This window comes from Acidovorax sp. GW821-FHT09A11, assembly GCF_059418365.1.
Genome location: NZ_JBWKPS010000008.1, coordinates 132,899 through 159,027 on the forward strand (window position 1 = coordinate 132,899; position 26,129 = coordinate 159,027).

At 68.9% G+C, this 26,129-nt stretch carries 19 protein-coding genes and 1 pseudogene; 10 read left to right on the plus strand and 10 right to left on the minus strand.

Features of this window, described 5'->3' with window-relative positions; genetic code table 11:
* Nucleotides 1-101 precede the first annotated feature (101 nt).
* A complete protein-coding gene (locus AC07PV_RS19640; RefSeq protein WP_494631103.1) occupies nt 102-2,651 on the minus strand; it encodes a DNA internalization-related competence protein ComEC/Rec2 in 2,550 nt (849 codons plus the stop codon).
* A 156-nt stretch (nt 2,652-2,807) separates the two neighbouring features.
* Here AC07PV_RS19640 and AC07PV_RS19645 point away from each other — a divergent pair, with 156 nt between their 5' ends.
* Nucleotides 2,808-3,272: a RidA family protein gene (locus AC07PV_RS19645; RefSeq protein ID WP_218295435.1), complete on the plus strand. Its 465-nt coding sequence runs from the start codon at nt 2,808-2,810 to the stop codon at nt 3,270-3,272.
* 49 nt (nt 3,273-3,321) lie between these two features.
* Here the strand turns inward: AC07PV_RS19645 and eno are convergent.
* From eno to AC07PV_RS19665, 4 genes and pseudogenes are all read right to left on the minus strand, one after another.
* A pseudogene (gene eno, locus AC07PV_RS19650) lies at nt 3,322-4,615 on the minus strand (phosphopyruvate hydratase).
* Nucleotides 4,616-4,620: 5 nt separating this feature from the next.
* Nucleotides 4,621-6,078, minus strand: a complete 1,458-nt coding sequence (gene pyk / locus AC07PV_RS19655; protein ID WP_494631105.1) for a pyruvate kinase — start codon at nt 6,076-6,078, stop codon at nt 4,621-4,623.
* 79 nt (nt 6,079-6,157) lie between these two features.
* Nucleotides 6,158-7,120 carry a porin gene (locus AC07PV_RS19660; protein ID WP_369642911.1) on the minus strand — a complete coding sequence of 321 codons (963 nt, stop codon included), beginning with the start codon at nt 7,118-7,120 and terminating at the stop codon, nt 6,158-6,160.
* A gap of 148 nt (nt 7,121-7,268) precedes the next feature.
* Entirely contained in the window at nt 7,269-7,973 is a 705-nt protein-coding gene (locus AC07PV_RS19665) for an acid phosphatase (protein WP_494631107.1), read from the minus strand.
* A 375-nt stretch (nt 7,974-8,348) separates the two neighbouring features.
* Between AC07PV_RS19665 and AC07PV_RS19670 the strand changes: the two genes are divergently transcribed.
* The 5 genes from AC07PV_RS19670 (at nt 8,349) to AC07PV_RS19690 (ending at nt 14,670) form a co-directional block, all read left to right on the plus strand.
* The gene (locus tag AC07PV_RS19670; protein WP_218295808.1) at nt 8,349-9,668 is read left to right on the plus strand and encodes an ABC transporter substrate-binding protein; all 1,320 of its coding nucleotides are present in this window, start codon (nt 8,349-8,351) and stop codon (nt 9,666-9,668) included.
* 10 nt (nt 9,669-9,678) lie between these two features.
* Complete coding sequence (locus AC07PV_RS19675; RefSeq protein WP_492807235.1) at nt 9,679-11,430, plus strand: ABC transporter permease; 1,752 nt, start codon at nt 9,679-9,681, stop codon at nt 11,428-11,430.
* 34 nt (nt 11,431-11,464) lie between these two features.
* Nucleotides 11,465-12,550, plus strand: a complete 1,086-nt coding sequence (locus AC07PV_RS19680; RefSeq protein ID WP_218295441.1) for an ABC transporter ATP-binding protein — start codon at nt 11,465-11,467, stop codon at nt 12,548-12,550.
* Nucleotides 12,551-12,681: 131 nt separating this feature from the next.
* On the plus strand, nt 12,682-13,767 hold the full coding sequence (locus AC07PV_RS19685; RefSeq protein ID WP_218295442.1) for an ABC transporter ATP-binding protein: 1,086 nt from the start codon (nt 12,682-12,684) through the stop codon (nt 13,765-13,767).
* 21 nt (nt 13,768-13,788) lie between these two features.
* Entirely contained in the window at nt 13,789-14,670 is an 882-nt protein-coding gene (locus AC07PV_RS19690) for a LysR family transcriptional regulator (protein WP_218295443.1), read from the plus strand.
* 122 nt (nt 14,671-14,792) lie between these two features.
* Here the strand turns inward: AC07PV_RS19690 and AC07PV_RS19695 are convergent, their stop codons facing one another.
* Nucleotides 14,793-16,571 (minus strand): methyl-accepting chemotaxis protein, encoded by a 1,779-nt coding sequence (locus AC07PV_RS19695; protein WP_494631109.1) that lies wholly within the window; start codon nt 16,569-16,571, stop codon nt 14,793-14,795.
* A 419-nt stretch (nt 16,572-16,990) separates the two neighbouring features.
* Between AC07PV_RS19695 and AC07PV_RS19700 the strand changes: the two genes are divergently transcribed.
* Nucleotides 16,991-17,374, plus strand: coding sequence for a hypothetical protein (locus tag AC07PV_RS19700; RefSeq protein WP_218295445.1), 384 nt, complete (start codon nt 16,991-16,993; stop codon nt 17,372-17,374).
* A 29-nt stretch (nt 17,375-17,403) separates the two neighbouring features.
* Here AC07PV_RS19700 and AC07PV_RS19705 read toward each other — a convergent pair whose 3' ends face one another.
* The 4 genes from AC07PV_RS19705 to AC07PV_RS19720 form a co-directional block, all read right to left on the minus strand.
* On the minus strand, nt 17,404-18,507 hold the full coding sequence (locus AC07PV_RS19705; protein ID WP_494631134.1) for a DNA glycosylase AlkZ-like family protein: 1,104 nt from the start codon (nt 18,505-18,507) through the stop codon (nt 17,404-17,406).
* Nucleotides 18,508-18,624: 117 nt separating this feature from the next.
* The gene (gene parC / locus AC07PV_RS19710) at nt 18,625-20,982 is read right to left on the minus strand and encodes a DNA topoisomerase IV subunit A (protein ID WP_218295446.1); all 2,358 of its coding nucleotides are present in this window, start codon (nt 20,980-20,982) and stop codon (nt 18,625-18,627) included.
* Nucleotides 20,979-21,827 (minus strand): lytic transglycosylase domain-containing protein, encoded by an 849-nt coding sequence (locus tag AC07PV_RS19715; protein WP_494631110.1) that lies wholly within the window; start codon nt 21,825-21,827, stop codon nt 20,979-20,981. The genes parC and AC07PV_RS19715 overlap by 4 nt, the downstream gene beginning before the upstream one ends.
* Before the next feature lie 27 nt (nt 21,828-21,854).
* Nucleotides 21,855-23,840 carry a DNA topoisomerase IV subunit B gene (locus tag AC07PV_RS19720; RefSeq protein WP_494631112.1) on the minus strand — a complete coding sequence of 662 codons (1,986 nt, stop codon included), beginning with the start codon at nt 23,838-23,840 and terminating at the stop codon, nt 21,855-21,857.
* A gap of 237 nt (nt 23,841-24,077) precedes the next feature.
* On the opposite strand from AC07PV_RS19720, the gene AC07PV_RS19725 reads away from it, so the two are divergent.
* The 3 genes from AC07PV_RS19725 to AC07PV_RS19735 all read left to right on the plus strand — a co-directional run bounded on the left by AC07PV_RS19725 (nt 24,078) and on the right by AC07PV_RS19735 (nt 26,128).
* Nucleotides 24,078-25,295, plus strand: a complete 1,218-nt coding sequence (locus AC07PV_RS19725; RefSeq protein WP_218295449.1) for an MFS transporter — start codon at nt 24,078-24,080, stop codon at nt 25,293-25,295.
* Between the two features lie 27 nt (nt 25,296-25,322).
* Entirely contained in the window at nt 25,323-25,493 is a 171-nt protein-coding gene (locus AC07PV_RS19730) for a hypothetical protein (protein WP_494631113.1), read from the plus strand.
* An 80-nt stretch (nt 25,494-25,573) separates the two neighbouring features.
* A complete protein-coding gene (locus AC07PV_RS19735) occupies nt 25,574-26,128 on the plus strand; it encodes a class I SAM-dependent methyltransferase (protein ID WP_494631114.1) in 555 nt (184 codons plus the stop codon).
* Nucleotide 26,129: the final 1 nt, after the last annotated feature.

The window sequence follows — 26,129 nt, forward strand, 5'->3', positions numbered from 1 at the left end:
TGTCAGGATAGCAAGTTGTACGCCCGCACTCCCCGAACCAGCTCAAAATCTTTCCGGGGCCCCGTGCATCGGCAGGCCGGCGGGCCCGCCGCGCCCGCAGATCACTCCGGCCACGGTGCCATGCGATGCTGCCAGTACCGCGCGCCGACGTCGCGTTCACACGCCACCCGCGCGGGTTGCGCCGACGACCACGCGGCAGCCCCGCAGCGGGACGACTCCACCACGCGGATCCCCCGCTCCCGGTAGCGCTGCAGCACCTCGGCCGCAGGGTGGCCAAAGCGGTTGCGGTAGCCCGCCTGCACCAAAGCAGTGCGCGGTGCCACGGCCCCCAGAAACGCCGGCGAGGACGAGGTCTTGCTCCCGTGGTGGGGCACGAGCAGCACGTCGGCCTGCACCGCGGCGCCCCGCGCCAGCAGGGCCTGCTCCTGGGCGGCCTCGATGTCACCGGCCAGCAGCGCGACGGAGCCCCTTTCCCCTTTTTCTGCGGCGGCCGCGATGCGCAGCGTGCAACTGAGCGCGTTGGGCCGGGCGGTGGGCGCGGCGGCGTCTTGTGCCCCCGGGTGCAGCACCTCGAAAGACACGCCATCCCATGTCCACCGCTGGCCCGCCACGCAGGGCCTGACGGGGCGCAGTGCCTGCAGCGTGTGCTCAGCCTCGATGGAACCAGTGAGTTCGGCCCCCGGCTGCTGGGCCAGCACCGCCGCCGCGCCGCCCGTGTGGTCGGCATCGCGGTGGCTGAGCATGAGCACGTCCACGCGCTCGCCCAGCGCCCGCAGCAGCGGCACCAGCACGCGGTGGCCCGCGTCGCTTTCGCGGCTGAAACGCGGCCCTGCGTCGTACAGCAGGGTGTGGGTCGCGGTGCGCACCAGCACCGCATTGCCCTGGCCGATGTCCGCCGCCAGCAATTCGAACTGTCCCGCCGCCGGCCGCGCGGGCTGCCAGCACAGCGCGGGCCACAGCAGCGGAAGGGCCAGCCACCGCAGACGCCAGGGCAACCTCGCGGCCACAAGCGCCCCCCCGGCCACGGCCAGCACGCCGGCCCACAGCGGCGCCGCGGGCATGTGGAGCACGGCCCAGGGCCACTGCGCCAGCCATTGCAGCAGTACCGCCAGCGGCTGCAGGCCGAAGGCGGCCAGGCTCCAGAGCGGCGGCCACAGCACCCCGCCCAGTGCCAGCGGAGTGACCACCAGGGTGACCCAGGGAATCGCCACCAGATTGGCGGCAAAGCCCACCACGGACACCTGGCCGAACAGCAGCAGGGTCAGGGGCGTGAGGGCCAGCGTCACCACCCACTGCTCGCGCACCAAGGCATGAAAACGCTGCCTAGCGCTGGATGGATAAGCGCCATCAGCTACTGAATTAGTAGCAAACAAGATACCCACGGCGACAAAGCTGAGCCAGAAGCCTGCCTGCGCGAGCGCCCAGGGGTCCGCCACCACCACGGCCGCGCACGCCAGCAGCCACACCTGCGGCCACGGCCAGCGGCGGCCGCACAGCTGCAGCAGGGCGATGGCGCCCAGCATGGTCACCGTGCGTTGCGCAGGCACGCCCCAGCCGCTGAAAACGGCGTACGCCGCGGCCAGCGCCACCCCGGCGGCCAGCGCGGCGGACGGCGCGGGCACCGCCAGGCACAGCCGCGTGGACCTTCGCCACAACGCCCCCACCGCCAGCGCGGCCAGCCATGCGAACAGCGTGATGTGAAGGCCCGAAATGCTCATGAGGTGCGCGACGCCCGTGGCGCGGAACACGTCCCAGTCGGCACGGTCGATGGCACGCTGGTCACCCGTCACCAAAGCCGCCACCACGCCCGCGATGCGTGCGCGGGCGGGGTCGTCGCCGTGCACGTCGCGGGCCAGGCGGTCCAGGATCGCGTCGCGCACGGATTGCCGCAGCCGCTCCACGGGATGCCGCCAGGTCGATTGCAGATGCACCGGAGGCTCATCCCTGGGGCCCGCGCGCACATATCCCGTGGCCTGCACCCCCTGCTCCCACATCCACAGTTCGTAGTCAAACCCGTGCGGGTTGCGCAGCCCGTGCGGAGCCTTCAGCCGCACCGTCAGCGCCCAGCGGTCACCCGCCTTCAAGGCGGGCGGCTGGCGCTGCAGGTCCACCGCTCCGCCGGGATCAAGGAACGGCCCCCCGTACCAGGCCACTTCGATGCGCGTGGGCAGGGCCACGGGGGAGCCGTTCAGGCGCGCGGCCTCCACGTCCATGCGCAGCCGGGTTCCGGCCTCGTTGGCCTGCGGCATGGCGGCCACCACGCCGGTGACACGGATGTCCTGCCCTTCCAGCGCGGGCGCCAGGCCTTCTTCCATGTAGTCCACGGCCCGCAGCCCGGCCCCCGCGAACATCGCCAGCGAGCCGGCGCACAGCGCGAGCACGGTGGCCGCCGCGCGGGCCCCGCGCCCCGCCGCCGCACGAGGGCGCCCGTGGACCGCGCGCGCGCACCACCCCAGCGCGCATGCCACCACCAGCAGCGCCGCATAGGCGGCCGCGGACCACAGCGCGGGCTGCTGCAACTGCAGCGCAGCACCCGATACCGCCCCCAGCAACAATGCGGGCACCAGCCAGGGCACGGGGGCCGCGGCGCCCGCGCCGACCGTGCCCGCGGGGGCTGGCGCAATCGCATTAGTGGTGCTTATGGCGGGCATGGGCTGATGCTAATGCGGCGCCAGGGCCGCTGCCGCTGGATTCCGCGCACCGGGCTGTGTAACACTCGCGGCCACCCCCGGTGCCGCCAGCATGGCCGGCAGCGCCGCACCGGCCGTCCCACCATCCCTTTCACTGACTTCATACCGAGGAAGACCATGAGCGTTTACGACAAGCTGAAGGAACTCAACATCACCCTGCCCCCCGTGTCGGTGCCCGCGGCCGCCTACGTGCCCTACGTGCAGACGGGCAATCTCGTGTTCCTGAGCGGCCACATCGCGCGCAAGGACGGCAAGCCCTGGGTGGCGCAGTTCGGCCGCGACATCGGCACCGACGAAGGCAAGCAGGCTGCCCGCGCGGTGGCCATCGACCTGCTGGGCACCCTGCAGGCGGCCTGCGGCGGCGACCTCACCCGCGTGCGGCGCATCGTCAAGCTGATGAGCCTGGTGAACTCCACGGGCGACTACACCGAACAGCATCTGGTGACCAACGGCGCCAGCGAGCTGCTGGGCCAGGTCTTTGGCGAAAACGGCGTCCATGCACGCAGCGCCTTCGGCGTGGCGCAGATCCCCATGGGTGCCTGCGTGGAAATCGAGTTGATCGCCGAACTGGGACAGGGCTGAGCCCCGGCGGACAGCGGGCGAAGCGCCCCTGCGTGCAGGCGCTTCGCGGTCAAGGCCGAACCGGCACGGGGAAAGCCCCGGCGCCCGCATAGACACCCGCGCTGCCCAGCTCTTCCTCGATCGCCAGCAGGCTGGTTGTACTTGGCGACGCGGTCGGAACGGCACAGCGAGCCGGTCTTGATCTGGCGCGCGCGGGTGGCAACGGCCAGGTCTGCGATCGTGACGTCTTCGGTTTCTCCCGAGCGGTGCGACACGACGGCCGAGAACCCGGCGCGCGCCGCCATGTCGATGGCGGCCAGCGTCTCGCTGAGGGTGCCGATCTGGTTGGGCTTGATGAGGATGGCGTTGGCCGCGCCGTCGGAAATGCCGCGCTCCAGGATCGCGGTGTTGGTGACGAACAAGTCGTCGCCCACCAGCTGAACATGCTGGCCGAGCCTGCGCGTGAGCAGCGCCCAGCCCTCCCAGTCGCTCTCGGCCAGGCCATCCTCGATGGACAGGATGGGGTAGTGCGCGACCAGTTGCGCCAGGTAGTCGACGAACTCGGCCGGCGTGTAGGCCTTGTGCTCCCCAGCCAGCTCGTAGCGGCCCTCGTGCAAAAGCTCGGAACTGGCGACGTCCAGGCCGAGCCAGATGTCCTTGCCCGCGCGCAGCCCGGTCGTTTCGATGGCCGCCAGGATCATGTCCAGCGCGGCGGCGTTGGAGGGCAGGTCGGGCGCGAAGCCGCCCTCGTCGCCCACCGCGGTGGTCCTGCCCTGTGCCTTGAGCAGGCTCCTGAGCGCATGGAACACCTCGGCGCCCTGGCGCAAGGCCTCCTTGAAGCTGGGCGCCTGCACGGGCAGGATCATGAACTCCTGGATGTCCACGTTGTTGTCGGCATGCGCCCCGCCATTGATGATGTTCATCATCGGCACCGGCAGCTGAGGCGCCACGCCGCCAGTGGCGAGCGCGCGGTACAGCGGCAGCTTGCGCTGCGCGGCCCGGGCCTTGGCGGCCGCCAGCGAAACCGCCAGGATCGCATTGGCACCCAGGCGTGATTTGTCCGCACTGCCATCCAGCGCGATCATGTGCCGGTCCAGCGCCCCCTGGTCGCTGGCGTCCATGCCGCACAACGCCTGGCGCAGTTCGCCATTGACGTGCGACACCGCCAGGGCGACACCCCTTCCGCCATAGCGCCGCATGTCCCTGTCGCGCAGCTCGACCGCCTCGCGCGACCCGGTGGAGGCCCCGGAAGGCACGGCCGCAAAGCCGCTGCTGCCGTCCTGGAGCACGACCGTGGCCGCCACCGTGGGGTGGCCCCGGGAGTCCAGGATCTCGATGCCGTGAATGTCCTTGATGGCTGTCATGGTGCTCAAGCCTTTGCGATGTGGATGAAGTTGGTGCTGCCCACGACGCCGAAGGGCGTACCGGCGGCGATGCACAGCTGGTCACCGTCCCGGGCAATGCCCTCCTGGCGCGCCACGCGGCGGGCCTGCTCGACGAGCTCGGGCACGCCGCTGACCGGCGCATCGGCATGGACCGAGTGGATGCCCCAGGCCAGCGCCAGGCGGCGGGCGATGTGCATGTCCGGGGTGATGCTGAGCACGGCAGCGGCCGGCCGCTCCCGCGCCGCACGCAGCGCCGTCGCCCCTGAGCGCGAGTAGGTCACGATGGCGGCCATGGGCAGCAGTGCCGCCGCCGTGCGCAGGCATTGGCAAATGACATCGGCCACGCCGCCGTCCAGCGCGCGCGACGAGGCTTCCACGATCTCGCGGTAGTGCGGATCGGACTCCACCTCGCGGATGATGCGGCCCATCATCGCGACCGCCTCGCGCGGGTAGCGGCCAGAGGCCGACTCGGCCGACAGCATGACGGCATCGCTGCCCTCGTAGACGGCCGTCGCCACATCGGAGGCCTCGGCGCGTGTCGGCACCGGCGCATGGACCATGGAGTCCAGCATCTGCGTGGCGACGATGACCGGCTTGCCGGCGGCGCGGCAGGCGCCGACGATGCGCTTCTGGATGCGCGGCACCTGCTCTGCCGGCAGCTCCACCCCCATGTCGCCGCGCGCGACCATGATCGCGTCGGCCCGCGCGATGATCGCGTCCAGGGCATCGATCCCCGCCGGTTTCTCCAGCTTGGCCAGCACACCGGCGCGCCCTTGCACGATGGCATGGACTTCGTCCAGGTCCTCGGGGCGCTGGACGAAGGACAGCGCCACCCAATCCACCCCCAGCGACAGGCCAAACGCCAGGTCGGCCCGGTCCTTGGGCGTGAGCGCCGAGATCGGCAGCAGCACCGAGGGCACGTTGACCCCCTTGCGCTCGGACAGGGTCCCGCCCGCCATGACCACGGTGTCCGCGAACCCGGGGCCGCAGTCCGTCACGCGCAGCCGCAGCTTGCCGTCGTCGAGCAGCAGGTCCGTACCGGCGACCAGGGCCGCGAAGATCTCGGGGTGCGGCAGTGGCGCCCGGCTGGCGTCCCCGGGGCGGTCTTCCAGGTCGAGCCTGAAGCGCGCACCGGCCCGCAGCTCGATCGGACCATCGGCAAACGTGCCGATGCGCAGCTTGGGGCCCTGCAGATCCTGCAGGATGGCGATCGGCCGGCCACGCTCCTGTTCGATCCGCCGGATCATCTCCAGGCTGGCGCGGTGCTGGGCATGGCTTCCGTGGCTGAAGTTCAGGCGGAACACATCGGCCCCGGCGTCGAACAGGGCCCGGATCGTGGCGGCGTCGGAACTGGAGGGGCCCAGGGTGGCGACGATCTTGGCGCGGCGGTCGCGGCGCGAGGCGGCGGCCCCGCTCAAGGGGGAGACGGCAAGCGTGGTCATGGGTAAAGCTTCCTGGAAGGGTTGCGGAATGCGGCGGCTGGCCGGCAGCGCCCTTGCGGGCAGTGCCGGCCCTTGACGCTCAGAAGTTGTGCTGGAGACCGACGTCGTAGCCGAGCTTTTCCGTGGCCGCCTTGCTGTCGCGGGCCACGTTGGTGTACAGGAAGGTCCGCCTGGACAGGTGGTGGAAGTAGCCGATGCCGAACTTGCGGGCTTCCGAACGCAGCGAACCATCCGGCTTGCGCGTCTTGGCAGTGACGAAGCCGGCCTTGATTTCACCCACTCCCACCCCGTAGGTCACGCCCAGCAGCATGGACTTGAAGTCGTCATTGCGGGTCGTCACGCCCCGGGCCAGGCCGAGGGCCAGCCGGGCCTGGCCGACCTTGTAGGCCGCGCCCAGGCTCAGCAGGTGGTCGTCCGCATGGGCGGGGTCTTCCCAGCCGATGGCCAGCAGCACCGGGCCGACGTGGGTGTTGGCCCCGACCGAGAACGGACGGCGGGGCCCCGCGTTGGAAGCCTCCTGCTGGGCCTCGGCGGACGAGACCGCGATGTGCAGGTCCTTGCGCCGCAAGTCATAGCGCACGGAATCGGAGACACGGGTCTTCGAGATGCCGCCACGCCATGCGGTGCGCAGCTGGGCCACGGTGTCGCCGCCCCAGGGATCGATCACGTTCTGCACCGTGGAGTAGGCGGCGGTGTACTGGCGGCCCAGGTTGACCGTGCCCCAGGCGGCGTGCCCGATGCCCAGGGTCGAGTAGCCCTGCCAGAAGATGTTCGGATTGGCGGGTTGGCCCGTGTCCGGCGAGAAACGGTGCTCCAGCCCGAAGGCGGCGTGCCAGCCCCCGCCCAGGTCCTCCTGGCCGCGAAAGGCCAGGCGGCTGCCCGCCCCGTCCAGCATTTCACTGGACGTGGCGCCGATGTTCTTGCCGATCCCGAGGTCCAGCTTGCCGGACAGCGTGAGGTTGGAGGACTGGGCCTGCGCGGGCACGGCGGTGGCACCGAGCGCGGCGGCGAGGAGGAGCGACTTGTGGATGTTGCTGTGCATGGTGGAAATCCTTGGGGTCTTGTGAAGCCACGCCGGGCGCGCTGCGCCACTGCATGCGGTGTGCATGCAGATCGACGGCGGTGGTGGCGCGGTGTGGCGGGGGGGACGCTGCGGGGATCGCAGCGGCGGCGATGTGGGCGGCCGGCGCTCAGGGCAGTTCGAGCACCCGGCGCAGTTCAGCCTTCGCGGCCTCGAAGTCGGCGCGGTAGCTGGGGTTTTGCGGCGCCAATGCGGCGATCAGCACGGCCAGTTGCCTGCCGGCCTCCACGTCGCTGGGGTAGTGCACCCCGCCCAGCACCCGGTTGTCGCCAAACTCCCTGGCGCGCGCCAGGATCTGCGGACGCCACTCGGGCACCATGTCCGCCAGCGCCATGCCGGTCAGGAAACCGAAGGCGGCATGGCCGCTCGGATACGAGCCGCTATGCGAATACTTGGCCACCGGTTGCAGGCGCTTGTCCACCACGGGCGGACGTTCGCGCTTCCAGAGCTCCTTGCCTTGCTTGTTGAAGCCGCTCTCGGTCTTGTACAGCCGCTTGAAGAAGGCAGCGACCAGGGGCAGGCCCTGCTCCGTGAACTTGGGGCCCATGACATCGGCAAACCGGAACACGCTCTGCTCCAGATCGGCCACCGACCTGGCCGCCTGTTCGGGTGTCCGCAATCGCTGCAGTTCGAGCATCAACTCGATCTCCTTGCCCGCCACCTCCGCGGGTGGGGGCGGCGCCATGAAGCGGGTGGAATCGAGTTGCGCGGCATCGAGGTAGACAGCAGGCGCCTCGCCCTTGGCCAGGGCAGCGTTGCCAGTCAGTGCCAGCAACGAAAAGCAGATGCTGAGCAATAGCTTGTTCATCTTCATGGAGGTCTCCAGTGGTGGGTATGGATACGCCGATGCGGTGGCAGGCCGTGGGGCCCGTGCCATATCGAGCCGGGCGAAGCCTACGGAATGCGCTGGCGGGAATCCAATCACCATTTCTGATGCCCAGGATCAGCGTGGCCTCGCGGGAGGCAACGCGCCTGTGGCGCCCCCCCGGCAGGGCGCGCCGGCCTGGGACTTTCCCGGATGTCCCCCGGCAGGCCCGCCGCCCGGCACCACCAGGCGCATGCACGGCTTGATGATGCGCATCACAAAGTCTGATTGGACGCGCTTGCCGGTTTTGGCGGAGCATTCACCCGACCCAAGAAGACCTGTCGGCACCCGCCGCGCATAACGTTGAAGGAGACATCCGTGACAATCCGCCCCATTCTCAAAACTGCCGCGTTGGCGGCATTCCTGCTCGCCGCCGGGGCCCAGGCCGGCACCGTCTCGGTGGTGACCTCCTTTCCCAAGGAACTGACCCAGGCCTACAAGACCGCCTTCGAAAAGGCCCATCCCGACATCAAGCTGGAAATCCTCAACAAGAGCACCACCGCCGGCGTGGCCTATGTGCGCGAACTCAGCGCGGGGCAGCGCCCCGAAGTGTTCTGGGCGTCGGCGCCCGATGCGTTCGAGGTGCTGGGCAAGGGCAAGCTGCTCGAGCGCATTCCGGACCTCGCCAATCCCGCGGTGCCCAAGGACATCGCCGGCTATCCCATCAACGATCCGGACGGCTTCTACCTGGGCCAGGCCCTGGGGGGCTATGGGCTGATGTGGAACACCCGCTACCTCGCGGCCAAGAAGCTTCCCACGCCCGCCGAGTGGGCGGACCTGACCAAGCCGGTCTACCACAGCCACGTGGCCCTGAGCTCGCCCTCCCGCTCGGGCACGACGCACTTGACGATCGAGGCCATCCTGCAGGGCGAGGGCTGGGACAAGGGCTGGAACCAGGTGCTGCAGATTGCCGGCAACTCGGCCGCGATCACCGAACGCAGCTTCGGCGTGCCCGACGGCGTCAACAACGGACAGTTCGGCATCGGCCTGGTGATCGACTTCTTCGGCCTGAGCGGCAAGTATTCGGGCTTTCCGGTGGAGTTCGCCTACCCGTCGGTCACCGCGGTGGTGCCAGCCAACATTGCGCTCATCAGCGGGGGCAAGAACCCGGCCGAGGCGCGGCGCTTCATCAGCTTCGCCCTGTCCAGGGAAGGACAGGAACTGCTCACGCTCCCGCAGCTGGCGCGCCTGCCGGTGCTGCCGCCGGACAAGATGAAAATGCCCGCCGGCTACCCCAACGCCTTCGAGGTCGCCAAGCGCGCCAAGGTGAAGTTCGACCCCGAGCTGTCCGCCGCGCGCTACTACGTGGTGACCGCCCTGTTCGACCAGGTGATCACCTTCCGCCACAAGGAACTGCAGGCGGCCACGCTGGCCATCCACCAGGCCGAGGCAGCCCTGGCCGGAAAACCCAACACCGAGGCCGCCAACCGCGTCAGGCGGGCGCGCGAACTGGCCTTCACGCCCCCCGTGACCGAGGCCATGGCCAAGGACCCGGCGTTCCTGAACCTGTTCACGTCCAACAAGAAGAACGCGGACACCAACAGGGAGGTGACGGCCACCGAAGGCGGCTGGAACAGCAAGGCGCTCGACAACTACCGGATGGCGCGCCAGCTCGCCGAAGAAGCCCGGGCCCTTGCCAAGTAAAGGACCACTCATGTCGCGCATCTTCCATCTGGCCCGGCCGGGCGCCTGGCTGGCGGCCGGCCTGGTGCTGGCCTTCCTGCTGCTGTTCCTGGTGCTGCCCGTCGCCTGGGTGTTCTTCTCGGCCTTCGTCAACGCCGACGGCAGCCTGACCCTGGGCCATTTCGCGGCCTTCTTCCACCAGCCGCTGATGACCGAGGCTTTCTGGAACAGCCTCTACGTCGCCACCATGGCCACGATCGCGGCGGCGCTGATCGCCGTGCCGCTGGCCTATTTCACGGTGCGCTTCGAGTTCCGCGGCGCGCTGCTGATCCAGACCCTGGGGGTGCTGCCGCTGATCATGCCGCCCTTCGTCGGCGCGGTGGCGATGCAGCTGATCTTCGGCCGCTCGGGCACGGTGAACCTGCTGCTCGAGCAGCACCTGGGTTTCACGGTTCCGATCATGGACGGCCTCAACGGCGTGATCTTCGTCGAGGCGCTGCATTACTTCCCCTTCATCCTCATGAACCTGACGCTGGCGCTGCGGAACATCGATGGCGCCATGGAGGAGGCGGCGTTGAACCTGGGCTGCCGCGGCTGGCGCCTGTTCCGCCGGGTCATCTTCCCGCTGGCGATGCCCGGCTTCGTGGCGGGGGCGTCGCTGGTGTTCGTCAAGGTGTTCGACGACCTGGGCACGCCGCTGGTGCTGGGCACCACCAACATGCTGGCGCCGCAGGCCTACCTGCGCATCACCCAGGTGGGCATCGACGACCCGCTGGGCTACGTCATCAGCGTGCTGATGATTGCCTTCTCGATCGCGGCCATGGCGCTGTCGGCCCGCGTGCTCAAGGGCAAGGACTATGCGACCACGCAAAAGGGCGGCGGCGCCATCCAGCGCCGCAGGCTTTCCCCGCTGGGCACGGCGCTGGCTTACGCGTGGATCGGCTTCATCCTGCTGCTGACGCTGTCCCCCCACATCGGCGTGCTGCTGCTGTCGTTCGCCTCCGTGTGGAGCTTCGCCCCGCTGCCCGACGGCTTCACGGCGGCCCACTACGCCACCGTGTTCCAGGACGCTGGCGGCATGATCTCCAACACCCTGCTGTACTGCGGCATGGCGGCCGGCATCGACGTGCTGCTGGGCACGACCATCGCCTATCTGATCATGCGCACCCGGTTGCCGGCCCGCCAGTGGCTGGACTGGATCGCCACGGCGGCGCTGGCCGTGCCGGGGCTGGTGCTGGCGATCGGCTACCTGCGTTTCTTCAAGGGTGTCCTGGTGCCAGGCACCGACGTGCTGCTCACCAGCACCTGGGTGGTGATCATGATTGCCTATGCCGTGCGCCGGCTGCCCTATGCCCTGCGCTCTTGCGTCGCCGCGCTGCAGCAGGTGCACATTTCGCTGGAGGAGGCCGCCGAAAGCCTCGGCGCGACCAAGATGCGCACCATCCGGCGCGTCGTCGTGCCGCTGATGGCGGGCGGGATCCTGGCTGGCTTCGTCACCAGTTTCATCACGGCGGCGGTCGAGCTGTCGGCCACCATCCTGCTGACCTCCTCGCAGTCGCAGGCGCCCATGAGCTATGGCATCTACCTGTACATGCAGAGCATCGCCGGCCGTGGCCCTGGCGCGGCACTGGGCGTTCTGGCGATCGCGGTCGTCGCGATCGGCACCTATGCCTCCCACGTGATCGTGGAGCGCACCGGCAGCCGCCTGAAGCAGCGGCCGGTCGATGAAGACCTGCCTCCCCTGCCCATCCTTCCCGCAGAAGTTGCTCCGGTACGCACCTGAGCCCTGCCCTTCCCCCCGATTGGAGACAAGCACCATGAAAAAAATCAGTGTCCAATGCCGCGGCATCCGCCTGGCCTATGGCAGCAACGAAGTCCTGAAGGACATCCACATGGAGATCAGGCCGGGCGAGTTCTTTGCGCTGCTGGGGCCGTCCGGTTCCGGCAAGTCCACCCTGCTGCGCCTGATCGCCGGCTTCAACCAGCACCAGCACGGAGAGCTGCTGATCGACGGGCGCGACGTCACCGGGATGGCGCCCTGGCAACGCAACGTGGGCATGGTGTTCCAGAGCTATGCGCTGTGGCCGCACCTGAGCGTCTGGGACAACGTGGCCTTCGGCCTGGTGGAGCGCCGGGTCTCCAAGGCCGAGCAGGTCCGCAAGGTCGAGGCCGCGCTGGCCACCGTGGGCCTGGAGCGCTTTGCCCGGCGCCGGCCGGGCCAGCTGTCCGGCGGGCAGCAGCAGCGCGTGGCGCTGGCGCGCACCATCGTGATCGAGCCGCAGGTGCTGCTGCTGGACGAGCCCCTGTCCAACCTGGACAAGTCGCTGCGCGTACAGATGCGCCAGGAACTGCTGCAGCTGCAGCGCCGCCTGGGCATCACCACCATCTTCGTCACGCACGACCAGGAAGAGGCCATGACCACGGCCGACCGCATGGCGGTGCTCGACAAGGGCGTGGTGCAGCAGGTGGGCACGCCCCAGGACTTGTACGACCTGCCTGCCAACGAGTTCGTGGCCGGCTTCGTCGGCACCATGAACCTGCTGCAGGGCACGGTGCAAGCCCGCGACGGACATGACGTCACCCTCGACATCGAGGGTGTGGGACGGCTGCAGGTGCCCGCGCACGGCCATGCCCCGGCCAGCGGACGGGCGGTACTCAGCTTCCGGCCGCATGCGCTGCAGATCGATGCCGCGGCGGCACGCAGTGACATGCGCTACGTCTGGATGAACGGCATCGTCGAATCCAGCGAATTCCTGGGCGAGGCCACGCGCTACCAGGTCCGGGTGGGGACGCAGTCCGTGGCCGTGGACCAGCCGCACCACCTGGGCGCATCCAAGTTCGTGGCCGGCAGCCCCGTGGGCATTGGCCTGGAGCCGGCGCAGACACGGCTGCTGCCCGCCTGAATCGAGCCCCCGGCTCAACCCCCGGGGCTTTTCCCTACCGGGCATTAGTCCCGATGCGTAGAAGCGGCCATCGCAACGACACTCGTGGCAATGGCGTGTGCAACCGCCAGACATCAGGAACAGCAGCGCGCATGAACAGGGTCAGTGTCAGATGTGAGCAACTGCAGCTCTCCTACGGCAGCGTCGTGGTGCTGGACGGCGTGACGCTGGAGATCGAGCCGGGCGAGTTCTTCGCCCTGCTGGGGCCCTCCGGCTCCGGCAAGTCCACCCTGCTGCGCGTCATCGCGGGCTTTCTCCAGCACCAGGCCGGGCGGCTTGTCATCGACGGGCGGGAACTCACCACCGAGCCCGCATGGGAGCGGCGCGTGGGCGTGGTGTTCCAGAACTACGCCTTGTGGCCCCATTTGAACGTGCGGGAGAACGTCGCCTTCGGGCTGGTGGAGCGAAGGCTTCCCGGCAAGGTGATCGAGCAGCGCGTGTCGGAGGTGCTCGACCAGGTGGAACTGGGCGCCTTCGCCCACCGCAACCCGAGCCAGCTGTCGGGCGGCCAGCAGCAGCGGGTCGCGCTGGCGCGCACGCTGGTAACCCAGCCCCAGGTGCTGCTGCTCGACGAGCCCCTGTCCAACCTCGACCGTTCACTGCGCGTGCAGATGCGCCAGGAACTGCTCAAGCTGCAGCGGCGGCTGGGCATCACCACGATTTTTGTGACACACGATCAGGAAGAAGCAATGACCAGCGCCGACCGGATTGCCGTCCTGAACAACGGGCGTGTGCAGCAGATCGGCACCCCGATCGCGCTCTACGACTACCCCGCCACCCCGTTCGTCGCCGGCTTTGTCGGCACCATGAACATGCTGGAGGGAACCGTCCGCTGCAGCCGCGGAAACGCCGTTTCCCTTGACGTCCCGGGCTGGGGCGAGATCGTGATCAGCTCCGATGCGGTGCCCGAGGATGGCCGCCGCGTCATCGTGGCCATCCGGCCGCAGACCATCCGGCTCGACGTGGCGGACGCGCGGCTCGACGCGCGCTTCGTGTGGCTGCCAGGCATGGTCGAGACGGTCGAGTTCCACGGTGCATTTGCGCGCTACCAGGTGCAGGTCGGCCCGCATGCCGTGGTCATCGACCAGCCACACCACGCAGGCCTGTCGAAATTTCCGGCCGGCGGTGCGGTGTCGGTCGGCATCGATCCCTCCCTGGTCCGCCTGTACAGCAGATGAGCCGTGCGCAGCGTGTGAGCGATGGAACTCTATCAAGTCCGGGCCTTTGTCACCGTCGCGCGCATCGGCAACGTCACCAAGGCGGCCGAAGCACTGCACGTCACCCAGCCGGCGGTCACCGGACAACTCAAGAGCCTGGAGCAGAGCCTGGGCGTGACCCTGTTCGACCGCAGCGCCGGCCGGCTCACGCTCACGCGCACCGGTGAACTGCTGCTGCCCAAGGCAGAGGCGTTGCTGGCCGCGGGCAGCGAACTGAGTTCGGTGGCCCGGCAGCTGCGCGGCGAGCTGACGGGACGCATTGACTTCGGCCTGCCCAGCGAGCCTGCCGACTTCCTGCGGCTGGGCGAGATGGCCGCCAGCGTGCACCAGGCACTGCCCCTGGTGGAGCTGCGCACGCGCAGCTACTCATCGCTGCAATTGCTGGACCTCATCCGCGCCGGCACACTTTCCGCGGGCTACTTCATCGACGCCAATCCGCCGCGCGACCTGCAATGGGTCGCCTTGCGTTCGGTGACCTACCGGGTGGCGGTGCCTGTGCGGATGAGCGAGTCCGTGCAGCGGGGCGGGTGGCGCACGCTGGCCGAACTGCCCTGGGTCGACGGCCTGGCCGACTCCCACATCCACCAGTTGATGCGGGCACTGTTCGAGCGCCAGGGCCTGGCGCCGCGCATTGTCATGCAGGCAGAGGAAACCAGCGGGCTGGACGCCTATGTGCGCGCTGGCAGCGGGTGCGCGCTGCTGCGCGAAGAGGTCGCAGTCCGGGGCAGCGAGCGCCAGGACTGGATGATCTGGGGGCCTGCGCAGCTTGATGCAAAACTCTATCTCGTCACCTCGGCGGAAGGGGCCAGCGATCCGCTCACGGTGGCGCTGACGTCGATGATCCGCGGGGTCTGGAATCAATAGGCAATAGGCGGGGGGGGGAACGCCGCGCTGCCGGTGCCCGCAATGCTGGACGGCCAGATCGAGTGGCCCGGCCGCGCGGCATGCCCCGCGGCGGCCCAATCACCGCACACAGGCAGCAGGGGTCAGAAGGACTCCCACTCCTCTTCAGACCCTTGGGCCACCGCCGGCTTGCGGCTGGAAGGCCCGGACACGGCAGGCGCCGCCTGCGCCTTGGCAGCCGCCGGCCGGTGGGCCGCTTTGGCCGCCGGGGCTGCGGAGGGAGGCCGCGGTGCCGTGGCGGAAGCCGCGGGCAGGGGCGCCCGCTGGGCGGCCGCGGCACGGGCGGCGCCAATGGCCGCCTGCGCCGGTCCATGGCTGGCGGCATTCACCTTGAACATCGACACCACCTGCGCCAGCTGGTCCGCCTGCTCCCGCAGGCTCTGCGCGGCGGCGGCGCTCTCCTCCACCAGCGCCGCGTTCTGCTGGGTCATCTGGTCCAGGTTGCCAATCGCCTGGTTGACCTGCGAGACCCCGGCGCTCTGCTCCGAGGAGGCGGCGGTGATCTCGCCAATCATGTCCGTCACGCGCTGCACCGACTGCACGATGTCGGTCATGGTGGTGCCGGCATCGGTCACCAGCCGCGAGCCCGCCTCCACTTTTTCCACCGATGCGCTGATGAGCTGCTTGATTTCCTTGGCGGCCTCGGCACTGCGCTGCGCCAGGCTGCGCACCTCGCTGGCCACCACGGCGAAGCCACGCCCCTGCTCGCCCGCGCGCGCCGCCTCCACCGCCGCGTTGAGCGCCAGGATGTTGGTCTGGAACGCGATGCCGTCGATCACGCCGATGATGTCGGCAATCTTCTTGCTGCTGTGGTTGATGTCCTGCATGGTGACCACCACCTGGGTCACGACCTCGCCGCCACGGCGCGCCACGCCCGTGGCGCCCGCCGCGAGGCTGCTGGCCTGCTGCGCGCTGCCCGCGCTTTGCTGGATGGTGCTCGTGAACTGCTCCATGGCCGCGGCTGTTTGCTGCAGGTTGCTGGAGGTCTGCTCCGTGCGGGACGACAGGTCATGGTTGCCGGTGGCGATCTCGGCGCTGGCGATGGCGATGCTGTCGGTGCTCTGGCGCACCTGGTGCACCATCCGGCCCAGGGCGCTGCTCATGGTGTAAAGCGAGCGCAGCAGGTCACCGAACTCATCGCCCCGGGTCACGGATTCCTGCATGCTCAGATCGCCACCCGCGATGCGCTCGGCCAGCCCGCTGGCCTGCTCCAGCGGCCGCTGGATGCTGCCGATCAGGTAGTAGGCGCCCACCACGATGGCCAGCAGCAGCAGGCCCACGGCCACGGCGGCAATCTTCACGGTGAGCATGCGCGACGCGGCCATCTCCCGCTGCCGGACCTCGGCGGTCTGTTGCTGCTGCTGCACGAAGTCCCGCAGTGTCTGCAGGTAGGCGGCCACGGCCGGGTTGTACGACTGCTTGACCAGTACCACCGCCTTGTCCTGCTGGCCATCGCCCTTGAGCTTGCGGGCCTGGCCGCGCAGGTCCGTCATCGTCTTGCGGGCGGCGGCGATCTTGGCCATCTGCGCCTTGTCGGCTTCGGACAGCGCCATGGATTCGAGCGATTTCTGCACCTCGCTGATCTGCGCGGAAGTCGCCGCGATCAGGTCCTTGAACTCGGCCTCGACGGCGGTGTCGCTGCTCACGATCAGCGCCTGCGTGCGCGCCGCATTGGTCTCGGTGAGGCCGGACCAGCGCAGCGCCGCCTGCACACGCGCCTCCATGTCCTTGGTCATCATGTCCGCCTCGGCCTGCACCTTGGCCGAGCGATAGCCGGAAAACCCCACCACCGCCGCCAGCAGCACCACGATCAGCAAGACCGCCATCCAGAGTTTATGGGCCATCCGGAATCGCTTGGGCATGGTGTTCTCCTGCAGCCTTGTGTTGGCGCGCAGATATTTGCACGCTGTTACACCATTGCACAAACCCGGGCCTGATGCATGAGGGTCATCCCCAGGGCCCGCGCTGCACGGCAAGACCCCGCATTGCAGCCCCGAACCACGCTGTGCAAGGGCTCGGGGCAGCAGGGGCGCCCGGGTGCCACCTGGCCCAGCCATCCGGCCCTTCCAGGGGGGGGCGAATCGGGCAGTCTGCGAGATAGCTGGCAATGGGCGAGGCCCACGCACTGGGCTGCACGCACGGGCCGCTTTGCCGCCAAGCCGGCGGCAGGATCAACACCGGTCTTTCACGGACCGGCATGGCAACCCTACCGTGGTCGGGTTCACGCGCGGCGGCGCAGCCGTCAAACTGGCCCGAATCCATCTCCCAAGGCCACCATCACATGACAACCTCCCGCACGTTCCGCCGCGCGCACCTCGGCGCCCCCTTCCTGATCGCACTGGGCCTGTCCGGATGCGCCGCCACCATCAGCCAGGAGGGACTGGAACAGCGCACCTCGGCGGCCATTGGCCGCCAGGTGGGCGCCTTCACCATCACCCACAAGAGCGAAGAAACCGGCGGACGCATCAACTACACCGCCAAGACCACCGACGGCGCCACCTACCAGTGCTACATGTACTCCGCCACGGGGTTCCAGAAAGCCATGTCGTTCGGACAGACGCCGAATTCGGATGCCATCTGCACGCCGATGGCGGGCAAGGCGGCGGCACCTGCAGCCGCCCCGGCCTCCTGCAACGCGCTCAGCAAAGCCGCGGGCAAATGCTGAAGCGCTGATCCAGGCACGGCAGCAGGCCGTCAGGCCCCGGCGCCCAGGAAGGTTTCGAAGCGCGCCAGCTCTTCGTCCAGCGCGCGCCGAAAAACCGCGCCGCGGGGCGGGCGACCCGCCACAAAACCCAGCGCGTGCCGCAGTTGCCCGCGCTCCATGCGCAGGTTGGCCCAGCCCACCATCTGTTCGCCCCACAGCACGGGCAACGCATAGTGGCCCATGGTGCGCCTGGAGGCGGGCACATACGCCTCGAACCGGTACGCCCAGCCCCACAGCATCTCGAAGCGGCGGCGGTCCCAGACCACGGGATCAAACGGTGCCAGCAGCCGCACGCCCGCGTCCGGCTGGTGGCGGCGCGATGCCGGGTTCTCCTGCGCGGGCCAGAACCAGGCCGTGCCGTCGACCACCGCATGGCCGTAGCGCGACTGCGCGGCCTTGGCCACCGCGCGCGCTTCGGCCGCCAGTTGTGGGGCGCCGTACCGCAGCAAAGTGACGAGGTAGCCCAGGCTGGGCGCGGGCAGCGGCGCATACAGCGCCACGATGCGGTCAACCAGGGCTTCGGCACGCGCCATGCGGGCGGCGGGGCTGGCATCCTGCCCGGGGTGCTCCACCGGCGCATACACCCGGGTGCCCGATTCGCGGCGGCACACCCGCAGCCAGCCGTGGTGGTGCATGGCATCCAGCAGGCGGGTGCTCGCGTTGAGCTCTCCGCCCCAATAGCCCGCCACGCGGCCATGGTGCGCAAACGCCTCGCTGACCTCGCGCGGGTGCACCACGCCCCGCTCCTGCACGAAGGCCAGCACCTCGCGCGCACGCCCGGTGGTGGCCGCATCCCAGGGCCGGCGCGGCGTGCGCGGGTGCAGCAGCGCCAGCATGTCGCGCGACACGAAGCCGTAGTTGACGAAGGCGTCTTCCTCGATGCCCAGCCGTTCGTAGCGGCGCTCCAGGTCACCCGCGCGGTAGCCGCGCACCCGCATGCGCAGGATCAGGTCCTGCGCCCGCGCGGGCGCCCGCATCGGGTCGGCCTGCACAAAACCAAGCTTGCGGATCGCGCCGGGCAGCGTCAGTGGCTTGAACAGGCTGCGTGCAATCGCGTAGCGGCGCAGATCATCCAGCGTGGGTGAGCGCGCCATCGCTTGGAGCGTGTTCAACGTCTTTTTGGAGTCGCACAAGTACCTTGACCCAAGGGTTGGAGTGAAATCGGGCGATTGCACTCCAATGCAACCTCCCAGAAGGCATTGAACACGCTGTTACTCCACGCGCGCCACGGCCGCAGGCTTGAAGCCCAGGTCGGCCGCCTTGCCCTTGCGCCCGCGCGCGGCCCGGGCGTTGTTGAGCGAGCGGATCTCCAGGGTCTCCTCGCGCTCCTTGCCACCCCGGCCGATGCCCTCGATGCGGATGCTGCGCGTATAGGCCGCGGCACCGGCCAGCGTGTCCTTGGCCTCCAGGTCGATCAGCATCAGGCCACGGCCGCCATTGGCCATGGTCTTGAGCTCGGTGATCTCGAAGGTCAGGATGCGCCCGCCCGCCGAGGCGCAGGCCACGTGCGTGGCCGGCGCGAGCGGCTGGCCGCCGGTGCTGCCCGCCGCATGCGAAGGGGGGCACACGGTCTCGCCCTCGCCCAGCGTGAGGAAGGCCTTGCCGCCCTTCTGGCGCGAGACCATGTTCTCCACCGAGGCCAGGAAGCCATAGCCGCCCGAGTTGGACAGCAGCAGGCTGGCACTGGCCGGCCCGGCGAAGTAGTGCAGGAGCTGCGTGCCCGACTCGAGCTCGATCAGCGTGGTCACGGGCTGGCCGTCGCCGCGCGCACCGGGCAGCACCGACACCGGCACCGAGTACACCCGGCCATTGCTGCCGAAGGCCAGCAGGGTATCCACCGTGCGGCACTCGAAGGTGCGGTACAGGCCGTCGCCGGCCTTGAAGGCGAAGCTCGCCGCCTCGTGGCCATGGCCGGTGCGCGCGCGCACCCAGCCTTTTTGCGAGACCACCACGGTCACGGGCTCGTCCACCACCTTGACCTCGGCCACGGCCTTCTTCTCGGCCTGGATCAGCGTGCGGCGCGCGTCAGCGAAGGTCTTGGCGTCGGCCTCGATCTCCTTGACCATCAGGCGGCGCAGCGAACCCGGGTTGTTCAGGATGTCCTCGAGCTTGCCCTGGCTTTCGCGCAGTTCCTTGAGCTCCTGCTCGATCTTGATGGCTTCGAGCCGCGCGAGCTGGCGCAGGCGGATTTCAAGGATGTCCTCGGCCTGGCGATCGCTAAGGTTGAAGCGCGCGATCAGCGCGGCCTTGGGATCCTCGGCCGCACGGATGATGGCGATCACCTCGTCGATGTTGAGCAGCACGGTCTGCCGCCCCTCGAGGATGTGGATGCGGTCCAGCACCTTGCCCAGGCGGTGCTGCGAGCGGCGGGTGATGGTGCCCTGGCGGAAGGAGATCCACTCCTCCAGCATCAGGCGCAGCGACTTCTGCACCGGCCGGCCGTCCAGGCCCACCATGGTCAGGTTGATCGGCGCCGAGGTCTCCAGGCTGGTGTGGGCCAGGAGCGCGGTGACCAGCTCCTGCTGCGGCGTCTTGCCGGTCTTGGGCTCGAACACCAGGCGCACCGGCGCGTCCTTGCTCGACTCGTCGCGCACCACGTCCAGCACGGCCAGCATGCTGGCCTTGAGCTGGGTCTGGTCCTGGCTCAGCGCCTTCTTGCCGGCCTTGACCTTGGGGTTAGTGATTTCCTCGATCTCCTCGAGCACCTTCTGCGAGCTCACGCCCGGGGGCAGCTCGTTGACGACGAGCTGCCACTGGCCGCGCGCGAGTTCCTCGATCTTCCAGCGCGCGCGCACCTTGAGGCTGCCGCGGCCGGTGCGGTAGGCGTCGGCGATGTCGGACGCAGCGCTGATGATCTGCCCCCCACCCGGGTAGTCGGGCCCGGGCACCAGGGCCAGCAGGTCTTCGGCGCTGAGCGAAGGCGTCTTGATGAGCGCAATGCAGGCATCGGCGATCTCGCGCAGGTTGTGGCTCGGGATCTCGGTGGCCAGGCCCACGGCGATGCCGCTGGCGCCGTTGAGCAGCGCGAACGGCAACCGCGCGGGCAGCTGGCGCGGCTCCTCCGTGCTGCCGTCGTAGTTGGGCATGAAATCGACCGTGCCCTCGTCGATCTCGTCGAGCAGCAGGCTGGTGATGCGCGACAGGCGCGCCTCGGTGTAGCGCATGGCCGCGGCGCCATCGCCGTCGCGGCTGCCGAAGTTGCCCTGGCCGTCGATCAGCGGGTAGCGCTGGGCGAAGTCCTGCGCCATGCGCACCAGGGCGTCGTAGGCCGACTGGTCGCCGTGCGGATGGAAGCGGCCCAGCACGTCGCCCACCACGCGGGCGCTCTTGACCGGCTTGGCCGCCGTGTTGCGCGTGGGGCCGCTGTAGCCCAGGCCCATGCGGTCCATCGAATACAGAATGCGCCGCTGCACGGGCTTGAGGCCGTCGCACACATCGGGCAGCGCACGGCCCTTGACGACCGACAGCGCGTATTCCAGATAGGCGCGCTGGGCATAGCCCGCCAGGCCCAGGGAGTCGCCTCCGTCATCGCCGGCGGTGGTGAAATCGAGAGTGGGTTGGTCGCTCATTCGTTGGGTACAGTTTCTGGGTTCACGTTCTGGGGGGCGCTTTGCGTCTGCGCCACGCGGGTGGGCGGCAGGTTGCCCCGGTTCTGCGCGCCCCCCGAAAGCTCCATGCGCACGCGGCCGGGCACGGCGCGCTGCGCCAGCACCGGCGCTGGCGGCTTGAGCTGGGCGTACAGGCCCAGCACGGTGCGCACATAGTTCTGCGTTTCCTTGAAGGCCGGAATCTGGTTGCCCGCCTTTTGCACCGCGCCTTCACCGGCGTTGTAGGCGGCCACGGCCAGGTCCATGCGGCCGGGGAACAGGTCCAGCAGGTGGCGCAGATAGCGCGTGCCGGTGGGCACGTTCACGGCCGGGTCGGCCAGCTTCTGCTCCACCGAGCGCCTGGCATCCGCGCTCACGCCAAAACGGCTGGCCGTGGCGGGCATCACCTGCATGAGCCCGACGGCGCCCCTGGGCGACACGGCCGTGGCGTCGAAGCCGGATTCCGTGGCGATCACGGCCTGCAGCAATTCGTAGTCCACGCCGTGCTTGCTGGCGGCGGCGCGCAGGTGGTGCTTGACGCGCTTGTAGTCGGGCGCGATGTCAAAAAAGGCCAGCAAGCGCGCGCCGGCCGCAGGCAGCGCGTAGGGCATGGGCGGTGCGTTGGCCGGGGCGTCGCGGGTCGAGTCGAAATCATTGCCACGAAAAAACAGCTGGTAGCGCGTGTCCACCTGCTCGGCGGCGAAATACGTCACGCCCCGCTCGTCCACGTGCGCCCACAGGTCCGCCTGGGCCGATTGCTGCACAAAACATAGCAGCAAGCCCAATAAATACAAGCGTAAGAGCCTGTTTTTGTGTGGATTCCTCATCACAGATACCGTGGGTGGCGGGTCCGGTCAGATGTCGATCTCGACCGCATCGCCGTGCAGTTCCATCAGCTCGCGCCGCGAGGCCGCCTCGCCCTTGCCCATGAGCTTGGTGATCAGGCCTTCGGTGGCGGCGAAGTCCATGTCGCCCAGTTGCACCGGCAGCAGGCGGCGGGTGTCGGGGTTGAGCGTGGTTTCCCACAGCTGCTCGGCGTTCATCTCGCCCAGGCCCTTGAAGCGGCTGATCTGGCACTTCTCGCGGGCCACGCCGTCCTTGGCGCACTTGTCGAGGATGGCGGTGAGCTCGCCGTCGTCCAGCGCATACATCTTGGCGGCGGGCTTCTTGCCGCGCGCGGGCACGTCCACGCGGAACAGCGGGGGGCGCGCCACGTAGATGTGGCCGGTCTCGATGAGCTTGGGGAAGTGGCGGAAGAACAGCGTGAGCAGCAGCACCTGGATGTGCGAGCCGTCCACATCGGCGTCCGACAGGATGCAGACCTTGCCATAGCGCAGGCCCGTGAGGTCGGGCGTGTCGTTCGGGCCGTGCGGGTCCACGCCGATGGCCACCGAGATGTCGTGGATCTCGTTGTTGGCGAACAGGCGGTCGCGCTCCACCTCCCAGGTGTTGAGCACCTTGCCGCGCAGCGGCAGGATGGCCTGGCTTTCCTTGTCGCGGCCCATCTTGGCGCTGCCGCCGGCGGAGTCGCCCTCGACCAGGAAGACTTCGTTGTGGGCGATGTCGCGGCTTTCGCAGTCGGTGAGCTTGCCGGGCAGCACGGCCACGCCCGAGCCCTTGCGCTTTTCGACCTTCTGGCCGGCCTTCTGGCGCGTCTGCGCGGCCTTGATGGCGAGTTCTGCCAGCTTCTTGCCGTAGTCCACGTGCTGGTTGAGCCAGAGCTCCAGCGCCGGGCGCACGAAGCCGCTGACCAGGCGCACCGCGTCGCGCGAGTTCAGCCGCTCCTTGATCTGGCCCTGGAACTGAGGATCGAGCACCTTGGCCGAGAGCACGTAGCTGGCACGGGCGAACACGTCTTCGGGCAGCAGCTTGACGCCCTTGGGCAGCAGGCTGTGCAGCTCGATGAAGCTCTTGACGGCGTTGAACAGGCCGTCGCGCAGGCCGCTTTCGTGCGTGCCGCCGGCGCTGGTGGGAATCAGGTTGACGTAGCTCTCGCGCATGGGCTGGCCGTCTTCGGTGAAGGCCACGCACCAGGAGGCGCCCTCGCCCTCGGCAAAACTCTCGTTGTTGCGGTCGGCAAAGCCCTCGCCCTCGAAGAGCGGGATCACCGGGTCGCCGCTGAGCGTCTGCATCAGGTAGTCGCGCAGGCCGCCCTTGTACTGCCAGGTCTGGGTGTCGCGCGTCTTCTCGTTGACCAGGGTCACCGACACGCCGGGCATGAGCACCGCCTTGCTGCGCAGGAGGTGGGTGAGCTCGCCCATGGGCAGCGCGCTCGACTCGAAATACTTGGCATCAGGCCAGGCGCGCACGGTCGTGCCCTGCTTGCGCTCGCCGGCTTCCAGCGCGCGGGTCACCAGGGGCTCGACCACGTCGCCGGCCGAAAACACCAACCGGGCGACCTTGCCTTCACGGTGGCTGCTCACTTCCAGGCGGTTGGCCAGCGCGTTGGTCACGCTCACGCCCACGCCGTGCAGGCCGCCCGAGAAGCTGTAGGCACCGCCCTTGCCCTTGTCGAACTTGCCGCCCGCGTGCAGGCGGGTGAAGACCAGCTCGATCACCGGCGCGTTTTCCTCGGGGTGCATGCCGAAGGGGATGCCGCGCCCGTCGTCCTCGATGCTCACCGAGCCGTCGGCGTGCAGCGTGACCTTGATCTTCTTGCCATGGCCGGCCAGCGCCTCGTCGGCGGCGTTGTCCAGCACCTCCTGGATGATGTGCAGGGGGTTGTCGGTGCGGGTGTACATGCCCGGGCGCTGCTTGACGGGCTCCAGGCCCTTGAGCACGCGGATCGACCCTTCGGAATAGTCACTACTGGGGGACACGGAAGACGGTTTGGCAGACATAGCGGCGGATTGTAGTGCGGCAGCAGCGCAATAGCTGGATGAAAAAACAGTCATGACAACACTGGCAGCGTGCTCCGGGCCCCCCAGGCCCGGGGGCGGCGGCAGACAGAGTGGCTGGGGGCGGGTTGCAACACAAAGGACGGTCCCGCGCAGCAGGCCTGGCGGCAACCCCGCTGCCAACTGTATTGGTCCCCGGTGTATCAGCGCGTTTCGCCCAATCTCGCTACATTCCTGCGCATGCATATGAATCCTCCCAAACTGTCCATGTTCCAGGTGCTCGCATGCGGCGCGGCCATCGTGACCCTGTCCATGGGCATCCGCCATGGGTTCGGGCTCTGGCTCCTGCCCATCACGCAGGAGATGGGCTGGACCCGCCAGTCGTTCGCGCTGGCCATCGCCATCCAGAACCTGTCCTGGGGCCTGATCGGCATCTTTGCGGGCATGGCGGCAGACCGGTTCGGGGCGTTCCGCGTGCTCATCGGCGGCGCGGTGCTCTATGGCCTGGGTTTGGCGGGCATGGCGCTGTCGCCCACGACCACCCTGTTTGCGTTGACGGCCGGCGTACTGATCGGCGCCGCGCAGGCGGGCACCACCTACGCCGTGATCTACGGTGTGCTGGGCCGCCAGATCGCGCCGGAGCGCAGGTCCTGGGCCATGGGCGTGGCGGCGGCCGCAGGTTCGTTCGGCCAGTTCCTCATGGTGCCCGTGGAGGGCTGGCTGATCGCCGGACTGGGTTGGCAGCAGGCGCTGCTGGCCTTGTCGATGGCCGTGCTGCTCATCGTGCCGCTGGCCTTTGGCCTGCGGGAGCCGGGCTTCAAGGGCGCCGCGCCGCCCAAGCGCGAGCAGACCATCGTGCAGGCGCTGGGCGAGGCGTTCCGCTACCCGAGCTTCAACCTGCTGATGGCCGGTTATTTCGTGTGCGGCTTCCAGGTGGTGTTCATCGGGGTGCACATGCCCAGCTACCTGAAGGACCATGGCCTGTCGCCCCAGGTGGCCAGCTACGCGCTGGCGCTGATCGGCCTGTTCAACGTGCTGGGCACCTACGTGGCCGGCACCCTCGGCCAGCGCATGCCCAAGCGGTTCATCCTGGCCTTCATCTACTTTGCCCGCGCGGCGGTGATCACCGTGTTCCTGCTCGTGCCGCTGTCGCCGCTGTCGGTGTATGTGTTCTCGGCCGTGATGGGCACGCTGTGGCTGTCCACCATCCCGCCCACCAACGCCACCATCGCGCAGATCTTTGGCGTGCAGCACCTGTCGATGCTGGGCGGCTTCGTGTTCTTCAGCCACCAGATCGGCAGCTTCCTGGGCGTGTGGCTGGGCGGCTATCTGTATGACGCCACGGGCAGCTACGATATCGTCTGGTACATCGCCATCGCGCTGGGGGTGTTTGCCGGGCTGGTGAACCTGCCGGTCCGGGAAAGCCCCATCCCGCGCGGCGCCGCCCAGCCCGCCTGAACACGGCCCTTGCATCCGAACATCCCCATGTCCACCGCCAGCAGCGCCCCCTCGACCTCGCCCAGCCACGGCATGCCACGGGCCTGGCGCTGGCTGGCCTGGACAGTTGCCGTGGTGCTGTGCCTGGCGGTGTTTGGCATGTACACGGTGCCGGACTTCATGGTGATGCTGGCCGACCAGATGTGGGCGTGTTTCTGAGCCCGCGCCATCCACTTTCAAGTCTTTTTGGCCGCCAGCGCTTGATGAATAAGCGCTGATAGCTATATCTTCAATAGCAAATGCACGGTAACGAAGCCGCTTCCGACTGGGTCCGCCGCTGGTCCCACCTGATCGCGCCGGGCAGCACGGTGCTCGACGTGGCCTGCGGCGCCGGGCGTCACCTGCGCTGGCTGCATGGCCTGGGCCACCCCGTGGTGGGGGTGGACCGCTCTGCCGAGGCCCTGGCCGCCTGCGAGGGGCAGGGGGAACTCGTCCTGGCCGACATCGAGAACGGCCCATGGCCGCTGGCGGGCCGCCGGTTTGGCGCCGTGGTCGTCACCAACTACCTGTGGCGGCCCCTGCTGCCCACCCTGGTGGAGAGCGTCGCACCGGGTGGCGTGCTGATCTACGAAACCTTTGCGCACGGCAACGGCACCGTGGGCCGCCCTGCCCGGCCGGAATTCCTGCTGGCGCCCGGGGAATTGCTGAGCGCCTGCGCCGGGCTGCGCACCGTGGCCTACGAGGACGGCTTCCTGCAAAACCCCAACCGTTTCGTGCAACGCATCACGGCCGTGCGGGAACTCCCGCACGCTGGCGGCCCCTCGCGGAATCTTTTGGCCATGCCGCCTAGTTAGA